The organism is Pseudomonas nabeulensis, from assembly GCF_004682045.1.
Lineage (GTDB): Bacteria > Pseudomonadota > Gammaproteobacteria > Pseudomonadales > Pseudomonadaceae > Aquipseudomonas > Aquipseudomonas nabeulensis.
The window spans coordinates 102,284-120,095 of the sequence record NZ_QUZT01000011.1; the positions used below are offsets into that span (position 1 = coordinate 102,284).

Sequence of the window (17,812 nt, forward strand, 5' to 3'; positions counted from 1 at the left end):
CTGACTAAGCTCTGTGGGCTGGCCCCGAAAAGGCCTGAACCCGGAGAGTGTATGCGCGTAGTCCTGGGCGCTTTATGGATGATCACCACGGCGAGCCTCGCAGCCCCCGCACCGCTGCGCTTCTCGGTTTCCGACAGCTGGGCGATGCCCATGGTGCAGTTGGACAACGGCCAGCCCACCCAGGGCATCCTGTACGACCTGATGTCGAGCCTGGCCACTCAGGTCGGGCACCCAGCCGAATTCCATGTACTGGCCCGAGCGCGTATCTCTTCGGCCATGGAGCACGGCGACATTGATGTGCGTTGTTATGTGGCCCAGTCGTGGATTGAGAACATGTCCGGCGACTACACCTGGAGCGTACCGCTGCTGGTACAGCGCAACCTGCTGGTCGCCGCCCATGTCCCGGCGCAAACGGTGCAGGTAGATAAGCTGGCGCCGCAGCTGATCGGCACAGTGCTCAACTACCGCTACACCACCCTCGACCCGCTGTTTGCCAAAGGCCAGCTCATCCGCGACGACGCGCGCAGCGAAGAACAAGTGCTGCACAAGCTGGTCGCCGGGCGCTTCCAGTACGCGGTCACCAACGAATGGACTCTCGACCGCTTCAACCAAAGCCTGCCAACCGGTCGGCGCCTGCATAAAGTCGCGGTGATTGAGGAACAAAGCCTGGGCTGCACCGTACGTAACGACCCGAATGTGCCGGTGCAGCGCATTTTGCGTACCCTGCTGCGCATGAAGATGTCCGGCGAGATCGATGACATTATCCGGTTGTACACCGGGGAGACCGCCCCCAGCGCCCCTCCAGACTGATCGCCGCCACACTGGCCAACACGATCATCGCGCCCATCACCACTTGCAAGGCGATATGTTCGCCGAGCAAGGTCGCCGCCATCACCATCGCCACTGGCGGGATCACATACATCGCCACCGCTGCTCGACTGACCTCGACATGCTTCAACACATAGCCCCACGCCAGGTACGCCAAGGCACTCGGGAAAATACCCAGCACCAACACCGCCAGGTTCTCCGGCAACGGTGCCTGCATCACGGCGGCGGACAAGCCTGGCAGGTTGACCAGCAGCATCAAGGTGCCGGCCCACACCATGTAACACGTCATGGTCAGCGGGCTGTAGCGATGGGCATAGTGTTTCTGGAGGGCGAAATACACGCTCCACGATACCGCCGCCAGCAGGATCAGCAGGCCGCGCGGGTCGATATCACCCACGCCCTGATCGCCCCAGATCACCACCAATACGCCCAGCAACCCCAACAGCACACAGCCCCAACGCCAGGCGCTGACCCGTTCTTTCAAGGCAAAAAATGCGATCAACACACTGAACAACGGCGCCGATTGCGCCAATACGCTGGACGCGGCCGCCGTGACGAATTGCTGCCCGTAATTAAGGCTGCTGTGGTGCAGAAACACGCCGAAAAAACCCAATACCAGCAACCACAGCAAATCCCGCAAGCGCGGTCGCCCTATGCCCATCACCCACGCCACGCCGCCCATAAACACCGATGCAATCAGAAACCGCAGCAGCGCCAACTGGCCGGGACTGTAGCTATGCAGGCCCATATGCACGCCAATCGGCGAATAAGCCCAGCAGAGGATCACGCTGGCGGTGACTAGCGTAAGCTTCACGGGTGACGGGGTATTCATTGACGGTATCCAGAAACAGAGAAGGAATGCCGTCAGTCTTGGGCCGGGCAAGGCGTAGGACAATTAACCGTTTCTGACTTCTGAAATCATTGGAACTGAGCAATGGAACTGGCCCAACTGAAAATGGTGCGAGCCGTGGCGCAAACCGGCAGCGTGGCCCAGGCCGCCGTGCAGCTGCATTGCGTACCGTCCAACATCACCACGCGCATCAAGCAACTGGAAAGCGAATTGGGCACGCCGCTGTTTATCCGCGCCGGGCGTGGGCTGGCCATCAGTGCCGCCGGGGAGATCTTTCTGGAGTATTGCGAGCGCATCCTGGCGCTGGTGGACGAGTCCAAGCGCGCCGTGGACGCCACCGCCATTCCCCGTGGCACCCTGCGCATCGGCGCGGTGGAGTCCAGCGCCAGCGGCCGTCTGCCGCCGCTGTTGGCGGAATATCACCGGCGCTACCCGGACGTATCCCTGGAGTTGGTGACCGGCGCCTGGAGCCAATTGCTCGATGACCTGCAACACCACCGCCTGGATGTGGCGCTGGTGGCGTCCGGCGGCAAACGCGCCAAGCTCGAACACAGCGTGGTCTACCGCGAACGCCTGGTGCTGATCGCCAGCGCGTCCAGCGAACCGATCCACAACGCCGCCGACCTGGCCGGCCGCACGCTGTTGGTATGGCCGCCGGGCTGCCCGTACCGGGCGGCGCTGGAAAACTGGGTCAAGCCCCACGATTTCAAACCCAGCATCGCCAGCTATGCCAGTTGGGGCACGATCATCGGCTGCGTGAGCGCGGGCATCGGCGTGGCATTGGCGCCGGAGGGCATCCTGGCGCGTTATGAACAGGCCAACCAGTTGGCGTCGTACCGGTTCGAAGAGTTGCAGGCCGTGGACAACCTGCTGTTCTGGAACAAGGACACCCAACGGCATCTGGCGCGGGACGCGTTTGCGGGGTTACTGCGCGAAACCTTCGGCTGACCCAATGCCATAGGAATCAGCTTTTAGGTGCAACCAACCGGCGGAACTGATCCTGGCTGATCCAGCCGGTGAACGAACGCTCGTCGGCATTGATGAACTCGACCTGGGCCCAGCCATCCTTGAAGGCCAGCACGCCGACCACATCATCCTTGACGATATACGGGCGCTTGGTGGCTTTGACGCCAGGTTTTTTCAGCAGGTAAGCCTTGTCGGCGGACACCGTGACCAGGCCGATCCATTTCGTGTTGGCGGTCTGGCTGAGGTCCATGCCCGTCGCGATCTCCGGCATCAATACGTTGATGCAGCCGGGATGCTGGCGGCCTTGCGCCACGGTCAGGGTCACGCCGTCAGAGGAAGGCGTCACGCTGCCAGGGTAGGCGTCATCGAGCCAAGTGGTCAGCGCGCCCGGTTTGCCTTGCAGGTAGAACGCGCAACTGCGGGTGACGCCCTCGCCCATTTCTTCCGAGTAGAAACCCTCCACCTGACGGTCCGGCGTGACGGCCAGCATCAGCCCCTCGTACTTGCCCGAATGCAACGCGGTCGAACCCGCCATCGCCGGTACAGCGGCACACAACGACAACACACCCACTGCTAGAAAACGCATCATCTTATTTTTTCCCTTCCAGTTTTTCGTAGGCTTTTTGCATAAGGACGTCGTAGTTGCCGTAGTCCTCGCCGTTATAGTTACGGGCCATGCCGGTAAAGTCTTTAGCCTTCATGGCTTTCATCAACGCGGGGCTCTTGCTGCAAAAGCCGAGAAACGCCTTTAGTTGGTTGCCCGCATTCACTTTTAACGCCGCCGAGAACTCAAAGACGGTCTTGTAACCACAGGACGCAAAGTTAAAGCCCATGATCTGGAACATGCCCCAGGACGCCGACTTCAATGCCGCTTCCTGGTCCAGGGCAAATGCGGTTGCCATGGTTTCCCAAGCCTTGGTCTGGTCCTTGTTATTGGTTTGCCACTGCGGCCCGGCCTTTTTCTTGTAGGGGTACGACAGCAGCGGGTGTGCCTGGTCGTAAATGTGTTTGGTGTACTTGCGGAACAAGTGCCCTTCAAACGCGATCACCGGCAACTTGGCCGGCCCGAACCCCGAACGCCCGCCGGATTCCACGGTGGCGAAGGCCTTGATGATATTCACCGAAATACCACTGCCCAACTGCGTGGCGGCGCTCTGGAAGTCGGTCTCACTGAGGCTCGTGCCGCCGTCACACATGGGCTGCAACATCAACTGCCGGTTACGCCGCTCGGCCTCGATCATCGCGCGCATGCGGTCCAGATACACATTGACCGTGGCCTGCACCGCATCACCCTGGTGGGTCGCGAACACATTCAGAAAACTGGGAATACGCATGCCCGGAAAGGCCTTCACCGGCACTTTCACCGCCTCTTCGATCAGGCTGTTGAAGGTGCGACCGGTGGGGTCGATCACGCCATCGGGGTGTGCGTACTTGAGATGGCGGAACTGGTATTGGCTGATGCACTGCACCAACTGGCCGTCGCACTTGCCGTTTTCGACCAGTGGAAAACCCAGCTTGGGAATGATCAGGTTGAACAAATACTGGATGCACTGAACATCGGCAGGCAAGTTACGGGCTTTACCGGGAGCGCCTACCGAAGCGCGGATAAGACTGGGCAACCCTTGCAGGCTTTTCATCACAGACATCCTTGTTAGTTAAAGAAGTGATAGCACTTCAATATCAATCCTGCGCCACCGTCACATTCAGAAACAAGTGGCGGGCGCAAACTAACAAGGTGGTTTTTTCTTGTAAAGTGGCGAGGTTGAAAGTTGTGAAAGAACCCTCACGCACCTCTTCGAAAAAGCCAGCATTTTGATTTAAACGCAGTATTGGAGGACGCGTTGCGCTACTGTCAGTCGCGCAATTTTCCCGGTCCCCCACTTTCAAGGATTGAAATGAAAGCCCCACTGCTCGTTTTGTCTGCCCTGTTCCTTCTCTGCGGCTGCGCCACGCAGCTTGCCAACGTCTCCACCCCGTCAAGCCCTTCGATTGCCGAGACCAAATCGGTGGACTTCGGCGGCAAGACCTACGTCCTGAAATTCCAGAAACCGGGCCTCTGGGAGTACTTCCCCGCCGAAGAAAGCGTTGATGCCTGGACTGAAATGGTCGACTTCACCGTCGTCCCGCGCGAAATGAACCATCTCAAGCCCCTCGACATCGGCAAACGCGCGATCGCGCTTCATCAGAAGGAAAACCCGAACCTGCCGGCGATGTTACTGACAGACAACAAGACCGGGGTCGATTACGCGATGATGTTTTATCCCAACTCACTGCGCACAGACGGGCAATTCTCGGAGATCAGCTATTTCAAGTATTACAAGGACGGCGCCACTGGCCAGACCATCATCTTTCACTTCGCCAGGAATATTCCAAAACCGAAAAACCCCGCTGACGCCGCCATAGAGATAGGCCAGGAGATACCGCCACTGATCGAAGCTTTTCCGCTCTACCGGCCGTAATACCGTTAAGCGCACAGCAATAATCGATTCGCAGGCAATGATTGCCGGCAAAGCATCTTTAAGAAATGGGATTTTGGTGGGTGTTGCAGGAAGAGCGTTATGGAGGCAACCCCACCAGCCACACCCCGGCACACAATGTTCCCGCTGTGGCTGCTGCCTTCCGGCTCTGACCAGGTTCACGGGTAATCGTTGCGGGGGGACCGATGGGGTCACCATAACGACGCCTGCCTCTCGGCAAGCCGCGCCATTCAAATCAAAAGGACTCTCAAATTCGGTTCTTCACGTCACGCTGGCGGATGTGAATTTGGCGGCATTGTATGGTGAAGGTGGGGAGGCATGGCAAGCGATTTGTACCACCGGTTTGACTCCCTTTTGTACCACGTATGTCATTTTGACATTGTGCTGAAAGCGACCCTCAGCTAGTTTAGCTTTATCCATGCAAACGCCTGTATCCAGCATGAAGGCGTCTGTATATGAGCTAACTGATATGAGGAATGGATTCTATGATTGACTTTGGCAGTTTGGCTGGAAAAGCAAAGGAGACAACTGATTACGATCTCCTGAAGCTGTATTCATCTCTAGACGTGAAAAGCACTCACACTGAGCCCCGCACGTCTCAACGAGAAGCAATGCAAGAGCTTACATCTCGTCACGAGGAAAAAGACACAGTTTTAAAAATAAGCACAGGGGCGGGAAAAACCGGCGTAGGGCTTCTTTATTTGCTCGGCCACATGAGAAAAGAAAAGAGACCTGGAGTTTATCTCTGCCCTACAATTCAGCTAGTTGAACAAGTACTTCAAGAGGCATCTAAGCTTGGCATTCAGGCCCACCACTATCCCTCAGGAGAAAAGTACCCTCATGCCGCCTGCGTTCGGGGAGATGCCATATTAGTTTGCACATACGAAAAACTTTTCAACTCCAAGTCTACTTTCTTGCGTCAGGACGTTAATCTATTACCAACAGCCATAGTCTTAGACGACGCACATGCCGGCTCTGAAATCGTCAGAAAGCAGTTCACCCTTCAAGTACATGGGGATGCATTTGAGTCGCTAAAAAGACTTCTAGAGTCCCGCTGCAGAGCACATCACTCAACAAAGTGGACAGACGTCGAAACAAACGACCCTCTGGCCATCTTCGAAGTCCCTCATTGGATTTGGTCTGATCTTTCGGAGGAAATACGAACCAACCTACACGTCTACTCCGAGGATAAAAACTTTATATTTGTCTGGCCTTTCCTTGAGGACAACTTGAAGCTTTGCCGCTGCGTACTATCTGGAACTCATGCTGAAATCTCTCCAGAGATCATTCCTGCACACTTACTGAGACCCTACCATGGCGCAGACCATAAGTTATTTATGTCCGCAACACTCGCTGATGACTCTCTGCTCGTAAGGGAACTTGGGGTCGAACAATCTGCAGCGCTAACTCCAATTTGCCCGCCATCAGACCAGGGTCTGGGCGAGCGAATGATTTTAGCGCCAGCACTTATAAGTCCTGACCTAGACAGAGATTATTTAATGGAGCTCTGTCGAGCCCTTTCAAAAAAACATAATGTAGTTATTCTCACCTCAAGTGAGCCAGTAGGTAGAGAGTGGCAAAAAGTAGGAGCTAAATTTTTTTCAGGGGACGACTTTACCGACGCAGTTAAAAACCTTAAAGACCCCACCTCTGGTTTAAGTTTCGCTGTCTTCGCACAGAGATATGACGGAGTTGATCTAGCTGATGACGCGTGTAGAGTCCTAGTGATTGACAGCGTTCCATACGGGGAAAACCTAATAGATAAAAACGATGCGCAAATGGTTTTCAGTCCTGGAGGCATACGCAATAAAACTGTCTACCGTATTGAGCAAGGTATGGGTAGAGCAGTAAGATCGCATGCAGACTACGCATTGGTGCTATTGGTGGGACAAGACCTAGCCACATATATCGGGCGCACTGAAGTACTTGGAGCTCTGACTGACGAGACTCGCGCACAACTAGAGCTATCTGTAGAACTGGCCGAGCTGGTTAAATCTTCGACGGCGGATTACAAATCTTCTTTTGAGCAGGTTATAAATCAGTGTTTGACACGTGATCCCGGGTGGAAGAAATTCTACAATTCTCGCATACGTAGCGCTCCTAAAAACCCACACACCCCATCTAGCAAGAAAATACAGTTAGCAACTAGTGAGCGTGAAGCTCATTTACAGGCGGCTGCCAACAGAGCCGCTGAAGCGATACCAAACTTTCGGGCAGCATTGAACCTTGCAAAAGTTGAAGGCGAGGAACTTGGAATATATCTCCAAAGACTATCGCGAATCACCTATTACATAGACCCCTCTGAGTCGATGCAGATTCAGCAAGCAGCTCGTAGTTACTGCAGGTCCGTAGCGCTCCCGCCACTCGCGCCTAAAAAACCCATATCCCCAGGCGCGAAGACCGCAGCAGAAAAACTCTGCGCATGGTTTAGAGAGTTCTCGCCTGCCAATGCAGCTGTAATACAGGCATCCAAAATAGAGGGTTCACTAGGTTTCAATCAGAAGTTCCGCGCAGTTGAGAAATCAATAATGGAACTTGGACAGGCATTAGGTGCAGACTCGTCCAGGCCAGAAATAGACTTCTCTATAGGCCCCGACGTCATATGGTTTTGGGGAAATTATCTTTTCGTTATCGAAGTAAAAAACGAGAATCAAAAAACCTTGCACAAATCGGATAGTGGACAACTTCACGACAGCATCCAATGGGCAAAGGAAAGCTTCCCAATATACGCAGACAGAATAGTTCCGATAACAGCAGCAAAAGTTTTCATTTCTGACCGAGACGCACACTACCCACAGGGGACCCGAGTGTTGCTTGAGGCAGGTTGTATAGCACTAGCTCACGGCCTCCATTTAGCGTGCGTAAAACTTTCCCAGCAAGGTCCGGTTTTTGTCACACCAGAAAACGTGACAATCACAATGAACGAGTTCAAAATCTCCCCCGAACAGTTTCTCTCCCAGCACACTGTAAAGCTTGAAGAACTAAGATAAAATTTGTGCCCTCATACATTTCCAATGTGAATGCGGGCGCAATTTTAAATATTGGAAATAGCTAAAGCTCCCAAACACTATCGCGACAGCTATTTTTACCGGAAAAATCTGTATGTCATTTAGTGTGTAGCGTATGCATAAATCCCCCCCTCCCCCCCTAAAAGAACCTGACATTTCAACCACTGACAGCTTTATCACCAACGAGTATCCCCGAGACTCTTAGCATGAATCTAAAACTAATTGTAATAACTCTGCTGTTGAGCATTTTTCCGCACACAGCACAAGCCGGGGAAGGCCATGATGCCGGGTATCAATGGGCTGAAGACAATGAAATCGACGACACATCAAGCTGCAGCACCCCTTCGTCATCCTTCAATGCAGGCTGCGAAGAGTACGTTGAAGATAACGAGGCACCCTCCTCAGGCTCCAATGACGAAGATGAGGAAGATGAGGAAGATGAGTAGGTCCGACATTGCCTAGCTCAGTAAGTACACCTTATGAGCTAAGCCGGGAGGCGTTTGACGGTGATGAAGATTCGGCGTCTCCACGCTAGCTCAGATGTGTTGATTTTATGCGAGCCATGCCGTAGATTTGTGAGCTAATGTTCTGAACCAGGTAAAGCCGTCCATGTCCGCCACCATTGCCTATGCCCGCGTCAGCTCCGATGGTCAGTCCGTCGAGGCACAGCGCCACTCTATCAACCAGCGCTATAACGTCTCGGATGACGGCTGGTTCACCGACGAAGCCACAAGCGGCACAACGAAGGCTTTGCATCGGAAAGGCTTCTCAGCGCTGTTCAGCTACGCAAGGAAAGGCGACATCGTTGTGGTCTCCGCAATTGACCGACTGGGGCGGAGCACAATCGACGTTTTGGAGACGGTCGAAGCACTGAAGTCTAAAGGAATCACGGTTATATCCATGCGGGAAGGCTTCGATCTATCCAGCCCTACGGGGAAATTAATGCTGACCCTCCTGGCCGGCGTTGCCGAATTGGAGAGGGAGAACATCCGGGCCCGACAAATGGCCGGCATTGAGAAAGCCAAGGCCGACGGTCGAAAGCTGGGTGCTCCCAAGAAACACGACGACCTGGCTATTGCCGCATGGAGGAAGGAGACAGGCTCAAGCATTGCAGCTACTGCTGAGCACTGGAAAGTTTCGATAGCCACCGTTAAACGGGCTTGCAGAACTTCCCAAAGTGTCGATTGAGTGCGCTCATAAGTTCCGCTCAGAGGGACGACAGCTATCACGAACAAAGACGCTTCAGGTTTCACCGGATCAGTCATGGAAGCGGTCTTGAGCATGTTGTAATGCTGACTAGCTTCGCCGCTGACTGCCTAAACTGTCTTAAATCCAGTAGGAATAGACAATCCCGGAACCGGGATCGTGACGTCGACGCATAACTAAGGCCCGTAGCTAAATGGGTTACAGGTCACAGACTGAACATTATCACACTTCCTAAACAGACTGTTTCGAAGTCTGCAACGCTGCTAAAAATGGCTCTCCCAGAACCTGGGCGGGGCCCAAATGTCGAAGAAAACCGCCCAGCCAAATCCAATGGCGCAACGCTCAAGAACGTGAGGCGGGTTGTCAGCCGACGTGAAAATCTAGAGTGTGAAGGCCGAAGCTGGAGGTTTAGATGTGCATCCATTTCAACTGGTAATTGATGAGCTCAAAACTGCTGGGGTTAAAATCAGCGGTGGTGAGAGTGCTTACAGGCTTCTTCACAAGCTTTGCATCTATAAGGCTCTTCAAATGAATGGTTCTGCGCTCAGAGCAGCAAAGAACGGTGGACTGCCAAGAAAGAAGGTCATAACCCAGGCCAAGCACCTGCTTAAGGAATATCTCAAAACGGGCCTTATAGTTCTCCCGGCGCACATGAAGGCCCGTGGTTCAGAACACAAGTACAAGCATGACGGTGACGCTACTGCTAACCGTAATGTCTGGCGCGCCGGGTGGAGGGCGCCAGCCCCTCTGGACAACACTCATCACGGGCTCAACACCGTCAAAGGCTAGGCAGGCTACCAGGAGCTGCCGGACCGTCCATTTTTCTGTTTGTTAAGTTTGGCAGCTTTCCGCTCGGTGTTTCGCCCTTCATTGTAATGGCGAAATCCGTCACCGCACCCAGCTTTGGCGCAATCGTCCTTAGTGCAATCCATCCCCCAAGGCTGGCATGGCACCTGCATTTGCTATCACAGGATAAGACTCCTGTCTCGCGTCAACTTTTCCTTTCAAGCAAATGCGTGAAAAGGGCCAAATGCGCTCAGACAATTGGCAGACTCTCCACCTTCGCACAACACCCCGCCGAATCCTCTGTACCCCTGGTCCTGCTGGGTTTCAGCCACTAAAGCGGTAATTAGTGCCAGTCCTTGTATCAAGCACCCGTCACCTCCTAGAAACGACCTCTGGAGGAATTAGGGCCCTTCCTTGTGCAACCCACACCGGCGTCTCGTCCGGCGGCACCTCAACCCCACCTCCTACGACCCATCAACCCTGCCAGGACAACCACGGCGGGGCTTTGGCGTTCGCTATCACTGGACCTCAATCCCATGAAACAACCCATGCGCCTTGTGCGCCTCAATCTACACCTACGTGCGGACCACCTTGACCGCCTTACCCGTCTCGCCACTGCTATCAGCAGGCGTAAAGGGCGCGATACACGGCTTGCTGAAGCCCTGGAACTGGGCCTGGTCAGCGGCCTTACGTGGACCGACACCGACATGCTCGACCTTCTCAAATCTGACCTGGATGTGCCTTGCTGGCTTGCTCTGGGCCCAGTAGTGCGGCCAGGGAGGGACCTACCGTGACTATCACTGTCGAGCAGGAGCAAGAAATACGCCGGTTGCTAGCCGCCAATGCATCAGAGCGCGATATTCAAGACAGCGTGGGCGCTTCCCGTCGCCAGGTGCGAAACATCAAGAACTTAATGTCGAAAGAAGAAGACCATAATCCCCTTGCTTCTGATCTAGGACGGACAATGACTCGTGCCGCCGCTATCAAGGCCGTGGCCGCCCTAAGTACTCGCCCTGAGGGTGTTCGCCACTCGGAAATGTGGCCGACTCTTCGAGCGCTATTTGGCATGTGTAAAAACGATAAGACTGGGGTACTTAAACTTAGCATGACCGACGATCAACTTCGCTACTTGAAGAAACAGACCAGTGAAGCTGCGAAAGCCCAAGGTAAGGAAGCATTATTCATTCCTGAGTGGCTTCCACGACAAGCACCAGTGGCGGCAAATGACATGCTGGTCATGCTAGCTGGACACCTCCAAGACCGAGCCCAAGAATACGCTTCTGAGTTCATGTCTTGTTTCCCCGACACCTCCAGCAAACTGGTTTCTAATGAACTAGTCTGTTTGGCTTTCGCTAAAGCGACCCCTGAGCCAGTTGAGACTAGGTGTAGACGGAATGCAGCGACCGCCCAAGCGCTTCAACGGCGCCTCGGACACTGTGCCGGCTACCAAGTCATCAATGAACCATCCCTTTTCGTTCCTGAATTTGACCAGTTATGCATCTGACGCCGCCTTTCAAGGGCAGGCGTGAGCCAGACAGTGTCGAAGCGGAGCGCACGCGCTGTATGGATTCAGCGAGCCTGACCAACAATCCCGACAGCCGAAGGGGGATTAGGTTGTTTGTTTCCAATCAAAGTAAATAGTCAGTTTTACTTTTTATGAGATTGACTACGCACACGCACCTCTAAAACCCTTAAGAACATGTTACTTCTTGGTCGACCTCGCTGGGCAGCCGACAGCGCGTGCGCTTCGCTTCGACACTGCCATCTACCACGGCCGCCCTGACTCACCTCCCCCAACGACAACTTAGTCTTTCACCATAGCGGACCACCTATACCTATGTCGGGATTTGGTCCGGTGCGCTTCGGCCCTCAATGCAAAAACCCTAACTAAGTAGACACAGACCTATCTGGTCCGCCACTGCACACCCACTTTCAAAGGACATCAATCCATGACCACGTACATTGCTTACGTCGACGGCGCCTGCCCGAACAACGGTAAACCCAACGCCAAAGCAGGCTGGGGCGCCTACATCACTAACCCCGAAGGTAAGACATTGAAACTTGCCTCTCCGGTCCCCCGTGACCAGCCCCAGACCAACAACAGAGCCGAGCTGCTAGCAGCCGTGGAGGCGCTGAAGCGGTGCAACAAGCCAATGCCTATCACTCTCTACAGCGACTCTCAGCTTGTGGTCAAAGGGGCAAACGAATGGCTGCCCAACTGGAAGGCCAATGGTTGGAAGAAGAGTGACAAAAAGCCTGTCGAGCACCGCGACCTATGGGAGCAAATCGACCAGTTCATACAGCAACGGGAGGTGACGTTCATTTGGGTCGGAGGTCATACCGGCAACCCAGGGAACGAAGAAGCTGACACCCTGGCCTGCCTAGGGGCCAGCGGCGAGTGCTTTCATGAAATGACCGTGGCTAGCACTACAAGGTAAGAAACAGAAAAGGGGGATGGACACGCACGCCCATCCCCCTGTCGTTTTTCTCCTACCGGCCAACCGGTTGACCTAAAGCTTCACGGCCGACAGCGACTGAAGGAATTGGGCAATGTTCGCCTGTACCGATCTATTGAGCGATTCCTTGAGCCGAACCAGACCGGAAAACGCGTAGCCTGGCGGAACAGTCCCTTCCGTGTAGATTTCTTTTTCAAACAGGGTCTTCCCTGTACGGCGGCTCACAACGGTGTAGCGCGCACGCGCGGGCGTGACCATGGTGATGCCACCGGCTGGTGGATCTAGCTCCAGTACCTTTACGAAGATGTTGACCTTGTCCGGGGCGTCGTCGCTGAACACCCCAGCCTTGTCCATCGCCTCCACCAGCGACTTCTCCCATAGGATGGGGAAACCTTCACCGTAGGTTGGAATGTCGCCCTTAAGCTCGCTGGGGAGGCCATAGGAAACAGAAACAGCCTTGAGTTCTACTGCTTGCTGGCTGGTGGCCCGCTGGACGCCTGGAACGGAAAAATTAGTCGGCGGCGCGGTGACGCAACCAGTTAGTGTCGCACCCAATACGGCGAGTAGTGTGATTCTCTTAAGCATATCGAAGTCCCTTTCCTAGTTGCGCGGATGATACCGATACATTTCGGGCACGTTCTATATCAATGGACATGGCGCAGACGACATCGAGCGGGTTCGCATAAGCATTGACCTAGACCTCCCCGCTACCTCCTCCTTGGAGGTACTGATTTACATGCAGCAACGTATGCGCTGTCCAAGATGATCTCAATCAGTAGCCATGTGATTCGCGGAATCCCTGATAATTGTGATACTCAATCCATTCCACCACATCGTAAGGAACGTAAAGCTGCTGCTTTGCACGAGAGATTGCGATGTAAACGGCACAGATCCTCTGATCGAACTCATAAGCATCCTTGAACTTCACGTTGGTGAGCAACTCGGGCGTCAGCAGAACTCGATTGAACTCCATCCCCCCAGCCTCTTCTGCCATCATCAACATGCAGCGCTTACCAGAGCGGCCGACCATCCTGTTCAATCGGGTCAAATCAGCAACTTTAAAGCCTTTTTCCAGCTCGGCCTCCACCCATAGAAACGACTCATCGAACAGGTTGGCATCTCGCACCTGCTTCCAGTCGGGCATATCGCTGAAGTACGGGTGCGGCCCCGTTTCACTGTGCTCGGGATTGTAGAAATCCGGCTTGAACAATGCGATAGCAGTGCTCATGAAATGCCTAAGATCGTCTTGTGCCTTTTTGTCCGACAAACTGAATGCACAGTTGGAGTCGTGCAAATGAATGGCCCACTTTGCCGTATCCCAAGGGGACGCCGTCAGCACCACACAACCTTCAGGCGGCACGAAGCCTTCGGGGTACATTTCGATACCTACATCAGCATTACGAGCACCTTCGAAGGGGACCTTACTCTTCTGAGTATGTAGGAGTATCAAAGGATTGAGCAGCCGCTCGACATTGCGCCCTGAGCGCACCGAGTAGCTGACATTACTTTGCCGAACCTCACGCTTTCTTTGAACCTGCACACCGCCTGCTTGCTGGTATTCATCTCCCAGGGTTATCAGCACCTGACGCCCCCGTTCGATAATCTGCAATAGCGACTCGGGAACATCCTGACTTTCGTCAATGAGTACGTGTGTATAGCGAGCAGGCACCACGCAGCCCGCGAGGCTCGCCCGCTTTATCAATAGCAATGCCTCGAACCCGGTCTGGCTGCCCCAACCTGGGTTTGCCTCAAGGTAACCCCACAGCCGGCTCGAATACTCAAGAAGCACCTTGGCATCTAGGCTAGACAAGGGTTGCTTGAAATGAGGCAGATGCTTGGCCGACAGACTATGTCCCCTGGAGCGACAAAAGCGTTCTATCACCTTAAGGCAAACATCAACGGTCGCTTGCGAATCATGGCTATGAAAACCGAGGATATTCAGTTCCTGCGCCACCTTCTGCTTGCCGGGGATTCTGGCGGGCGTAGTTGCGGGTTGAGCCCTAGGAACATGCAGTAGCCTCTGCGCAAAGTTCCCGAACGTCCAACCTGCTTTCCTGTCACGCGTTCCTCCCATGCGCTCACAAAGGGCTTCTAGCTTTCCAGGCGTGTGCGCCAGTAATATCGTTTTTTCTGGCCGCAGATACTCCATCAAGGCACCGAGCATGTGACTCTTGCCTATCCCCGCGTACCCCTGAACATGCAGGTCTTCGTCCAAATTTGCGCGAAAAATCCTGACCAACTTGTCTTGCGCAGCGCTCAGCCAACGCTCACGGTGTATGGGTGTAACCACCTGCTCGCTGAATGGGTTGTTGCTTCTACGATGGCGAACCTTGTACGCGACATCCCACTTACCATCTGGCAGCAGGTAATCCTTCGCCGATACTTCATCTACTAGAAGAAAGCGCAGATTCAAGTCTTTGAGGGCGTTCAGACCGAAGTACAACTTCCGTGGATCGAACAACCGCTGCGCTTCTGATAACAACCCTGAAGACCCTGAATGTCGGGAGTCGACCGCCCATGCAATGAGTTTGGACAACACTGTCTCAGCCGCACCAGAATTGAGGTCTTTTTCTGCTGCCTGAGCCAGATTCTGGATGACCAACATCGCCGCCAGTTCCGGATCAGTCATGGCGTTAAGTGCACTTACACCCTGGATAGCCAACAAGCCAGCACAGGTTTCCTCCGTGATGGGCAAGAACACAGGGCCAGATAAATCAAAATGTTCCGGGAGCATAAAACCTCATAGACAAGAAAAAACAGGACGCATCACAAGATCAGTCCCGGTCATGGTCTTCGCTCATATCAGGGTCATCCTCTTCATCTTCATCTTCCTCATCGGAATCCAGGGCCCAAGGTGCAAGACTCTCAACTCCACGCCTGACATTATTCTGAATGGGCAAAGCACTGCGGATGTCTTTGAGCCAGCCCAACTCAACCAACCTAGAGCGCACCAAAGAAATAGGCGCACCGAGGCTGATACTTAAATCCACGAGTAATTGTTGCGCGATGCAGATGTTGTCATGCTGGTGGTCAATATAGATGATCCCATGCCCGCGCCACTTGACGTCATGGTGCTTAAGCAGCGGAACCAAATGGTCAGCTAAGTTTTCGGCCGCCATCCATTGCCATTGCTCACCCTTTTCTTCGCTTGCGTCGGCCATTACTGGGCCCTCCCTTGAAATCGAGCCGGATGCAATAAATAGCTATCCAGCGCGCCCGACACACCTACGAAGTCGACCCTATTCTCACCCATCAAAACAGCCCCCATTACATCGACCTGTCTTTGAAACCCGCTGGCTGTCATTTCGAACAGCCCATGCTCGTCCCATCAACACTATACGCCAAGTTCAAGGCCATCCCGATCGACGGAATGTTCAACAAAAGTTGTAATCCCGGGTCGGCGCTCTGGAAGCTAGCCGATGACAGCAAGGGCACCTGACATAACACACAAATGCATTTGCGCAGTAACCGACCCAAAGTGCTCTAGAACGACTCAAGGGTCACCAACTCAATTACAGGCGCCAATACGTCCGGCCTGAAGTCCTTCCCATAGCGACCAAATGTGATCCCGCCGGCCTGATGCCCCAACACGCCACCGACAAGTGCTTCAGCTATCCCTTTTTGTTTGAGGTGGTCAGCCAAGGTATGGCGGAAGCTGTGAAAGTCCTTCTTGGAAGAGTCATCGCGGAAGCCTAACTGCTCACGTACCCGAGTAAACCACTTCGACGGCGCGGCACTGTAACCGTGCTTCTTATGGCAAGTCAGCTCCGAGAACACACGCTCGTTGCCCGCCTCTTTCACCTTCGTCACGTACTCTAGGAAACCCAATGCCAAAAGCTTGGAATGGATCGGCACAAGTCGCTCGGATGACGGCGTCTTTAGCTTCTGGTCCGGCCTCGTAGCCCGTATGTGGATGCAGGCGATACCGTCGATAGTCACCACGTCGTCAGTGTAAAGCTGGCACAGTTCGTTGAGCCTGGCCCCCGTATAGAGCCCCAGGAGAGGGAGCCAGTATTGATTTGGTTTACCACCATGGGCCGGCGCATACGTGGCTGTATGAAACAAAGCCTTCAGGTCCTCGGCACTGAAAGCACTTCGTTCCTCGCTGACCTTGCGCCGAATACGCACACGCAGACCATCGAACGGATTGCGACTGCAATAGCCCTCCCTGACCGCGTACGAAAAGAAGGTCGTCAAGTTCTTCACGTAGTTGTTGAACGTCGTAACGCTGATGGTCGTGGTCGCCTCCGCAATCGACTGCTCAAGGGGTTGGTCCGGCAACTGGTACAAGCGCGGCGGAAGCTTCAGCGCCGTCTCTCGGAACAGGTGAGCGTCCTTTCGGGTTATCTGGTCGATGGGCATGTCACCGATGATTCGGGTCAGCAGCACGGCTACCGCACGCTTGTCGTCTAGCGACTTGACCGCGACGCCCTCCCGGCGCTGCTGGACCAGTTGTTCGTCGACCACCGCAAGGAAGCCAGGCGATTGCTGTGCAGACCCTTTTGCTATCACGGAAGACGGGGCTATGGATGCGTGTACGGCTACTGGGGGCGTTTCCCGTAAGGCTTCAGGCGAAGGCATAGCGACGCCAAGCAACTGCTGCTGACGCAGCCACGACGCCCAACAGGCAAGACGTTTGCCTCCTGCCTCCCAGGCTCCGCGCAGAAGCTCAACAGAGGGTCTACTCCCTTGGAACGCTTGCGTGAACAGGCCTTGGACCTGGGCCAGAATGTCACGCCCACGAATCAGCGCCTCCCGCTTGCAACGAGTTTGCAGGGAGCGACGAATTTCTCTTTGGGGGAATAACGGGCGAATGACATCCGGCACCACGATTCGGAAGTAGTAGACCGAGTGGCGGGACAGCAAAAGGTAGGACGGGACGGTCGACACGGATGTATCACTCCTTGTACCACCGCGTGGTAAAGGGTGAAAAACCGTTAAGAATCAATCACTTGGATGATTGGAGGCAACCCCACCAGCCACACCCCGGCACACAATGTTCCCGCTGTGGCTGCTGCCTTCCGGCTCTGACCAGGTTCACGGGTAATCGTTGCGGGGGGACCGATGGGGTCACCATAACGACGCCTGCCTCTCGGCAAGCCGCGCCATTGTACCGATCTAACCAGAAGTTACAACCGTTCGCGGCAGATTAAAAAATCAAAGGGGTTCAAGCACTTGCCAGTGCCCTGGTGATCATCACTAACCAATGTGGGAGGGGGCAAGCCCTAATGCCAG

General features: G+C 54.5%; 16 protein-coding genes and 2 other RNA genes. 9 read left to right on the forward strand and 9 right to left on the reverse strand.

Features of this window, described 5'->3' with window-relative positions; genetic code table 11:
• The first annotated feature begins 51 nt into the window (after positions 1-51).
• Positions 52-810, forward strand: a complete 759-nt coding sequence (locus tag DYL61_RS08700) for a substrate-binding periplasmic protein (RefSeq protein WP_135307987.1) — start codon at positions 52-54, stop codon at positions 808-810.
• On the opposite strand, the gene DYL61_RS08705 is transcribed toward DYL61_RS08700, so the two are convergent.
• The gene (locus DYL61_RS08705) at positions 761-1,660 is read right to left on the reverse strand and encodes a DMT family transporter (protein WP_135307988.1); all 900 of its coding nucleotides are present in this window, start codon (positions 1,658-1,660) and stop codon (positions 761-763) included. The two genes, DYL61_RS08700 and DYL61_RS08705, sit on opposite strands and share 50 nt — an antisense overlap.
• Before the next feature lie 102 nt (positions 1,661-1,762).
• Here DYL61_RS08705 and DYL61_RS08710 point away from each other — a divergent pair, with 102 nt between their 5' ends.
• Positions 1,763-2,626 carry a LysR family transcriptional regulator gene (locus tag DYL61_RS08710; RefSeq protein WP_135307989.1) on the forward strand — a complete coding sequence of 288 codons (864 nt, stop codon included), beginning with the start codon at positions 1,763-1,765 and terminating at the stop codon, positions 2,624-2,626.
• Between the two features lie 16 nt (positions 2,627-2,642).
• On the opposite strand, the gene DYL61_RS08715 is transcribed toward DYL61_RS08710, so the two are convergent.
• Positions 2,643-3,233, reverse strand: a complete 591-nt coding sequence (locus DYL61_RS08715; protein WP_135307990.1) for a hypothetical protein — start codon at positions 3,231-3,233, stop codon at positions 2,643-2,645.
• Position 3,234: 1 nt separating this feature from the next.
• Positions 3,235-4,281 carry an N-acetylmuramidase family protein gene (locus DYL61_RS08720; RefSeq protein WP_135307991.1) on the reverse strand — a complete coding sequence of 349 codons (1,047 nt, stop codon included), beginning with the start codon at positions 4,279-4,281 and terminating at the stop codon, positions 3,235-3,237.
• 258 nt (positions 4,282-4,539) lie between these two features.
• On the opposite strand from DYL61_RS08720, the gene DYL61_RS08725 reads away from it, so the two are divergent.
• Entirely contained in the window at positions 4,540-5,103 is a 564-nt protein-coding gene (locus tag DYL61_RS08725) for a hypothetical protein (protein WP_135307992.1), read from the forward strand.
• Positions 5,104-5,212: 109 nt separating this feature from the next.
• Here DYL61_RS08725 and ffs (DYL61_RS08730) read toward each other — a convergent pair.
• Positions 5,213-5,309, reverse strand: an RNA gene (ffs, locus tag DYL61_RS08730) — signal recognition particle sRNA small type.
• 297 nt (positions 5,310-5,606) lie between these two features.
• On the opposite strand from ffs (DYL61_RS08730), the gene DYL61_RS08735 reads away from it, so the two are divergent.
• The 6 genes from DYL61_RS08735 (at position 5,607) to DYL61_RS08765 (ending at position 12,559) form a co-directional block, all read left to right on the forward strand.
• The gene (locus tag DYL61_RS08735; protein ID WP_167497946.1) at positions 5,607-8,111 is read left to right on the forward strand and encodes a DEAD/DEAH box helicase; all 2,505 of its coding nucleotides are present in this window, start codon (positions 5,607-5,609) and stop codon (positions 8,109-8,111) included.
• A 224-nt stretch (positions 8,112-8,335) separates the two neighbouring features.
• Positions 8,336-8,575 carry a hypothetical protein gene (locus DYL61_RS08740; protein ID WP_135307994.1) on the forward strand — a complete coding sequence of 80 codons (240 nt, stop codon included), beginning with the start codon at positions 8,336-8,338 and terminating at the stop codon, positions 8,573-8,575.
• 163 nt (positions 8,576-8,738) lie between these two features.
• Entirely contained in the window at positions 8,739-9,317 is a 579-nt protein-coding gene (locus DYL61_RS08745; RefSeq protein WP_135307995.1) for a recombinase family protein, read from the forward strand.
• Between the two features lie 432 nt (positions 9,318-9,749).
• Positions 9,750-10,124, forward strand: coding sequence for a hypothetical protein (locus DYL61_RS08750; protein WP_153227155.1), 375 nt, complete (start codon positions 9,750-9,752; stop codon positions 10,122-10,124).
• Positions 10,125-10,911: 787 nt separating this feature from the next.
• Positions 10,912-11,625 (forward strand): hypothetical protein, encoded by a 714-nt coding sequence (locus DYL61_RS08760; RefSeq protein WP_135307998.1) that lies wholly within the window; start codon positions 10,912-10,914, stop codon positions 11,623-11,625.
• Positions 11,626-12,070: 445 nt separating this feature from the next.
• On the forward strand, positions 12,071-12,559 hold the full coding sequence (locus DYL61_RS08765) for a ribonuclease H family protein (RefSeq protein ID WP_135307999.1): 489 nt from the start codon (positions 12,071-12,073) through the stop codon (positions 12,557-12,559).
• 72 nt (positions 12,560-12,631) lie between these two features.
• Here DYL61_RS08765 and DYL61_RS08770 read toward each other — a convergent pair whose 3' ends face one another.
• The 5 genes from DYL61_RS08770 to ffs (DYL61_RS08790) form a co-directional block, all read right to left on the reverse strand.
• Positions 12,632-13,162, reverse strand: a complete 531-nt coding sequence (locus DYL61_RS08770) for a UDP-N-acetylglucosamine acyltransferase (protein WP_135308000.1) — start codon at positions 13,160-13,162, stop codon at positions 12,632-12,634.
• 187 nt (positions 13,163-13,349) lie between these two features.
• Positions 13,350-15,311 carry a hypothetical protein gene (locus tag DYL61_RS08775; protein WP_135308001.1) on the reverse strand — a complete coding sequence of 654 codons (1,962 nt, stop codon included), beginning with the start codon at positions 15,309-15,311 and terminating at the stop codon, positions 13,350-13,352.
• Positions 15,312-15,351: 40 nt separating this feature from the next.
• Positions 15,352-15,738: a hypothetical protein gene (locus DYL61_RS08780; RefSeq protein ID WP_135308002.1), complete on the reverse strand. Its 387-nt coding sequence runs from the start codon at positions 15,736-15,738 to the stop codon at positions 15,352-15,354.
• A 322-nt stretch (positions 15,739-16,060) separates the two neighbouring features.
• Positions 16,061-17,467 carry a site-specific integrase gene (locus tag DYL61_RS08785; protein WP_135308003.1) on the reverse strand — a complete coding sequence of 469 codons (1,407 nt, stop codon included), beginning with the start codon at positions 17,465-17,467 and terminating at the stop codon, positions 16,061-16,063.
• An 80-nt stretch (positions 17,468-17,547) separates the two neighbouring features.
• An RNA gene (gene ffs, locus DYL61_RS08790) (signal recognition particle sRNA small type) lies at positions 17,548-17,644 on the reverse strand.
• Positions 17,645-17,812 lie beyond the last annotated feature (168 nt).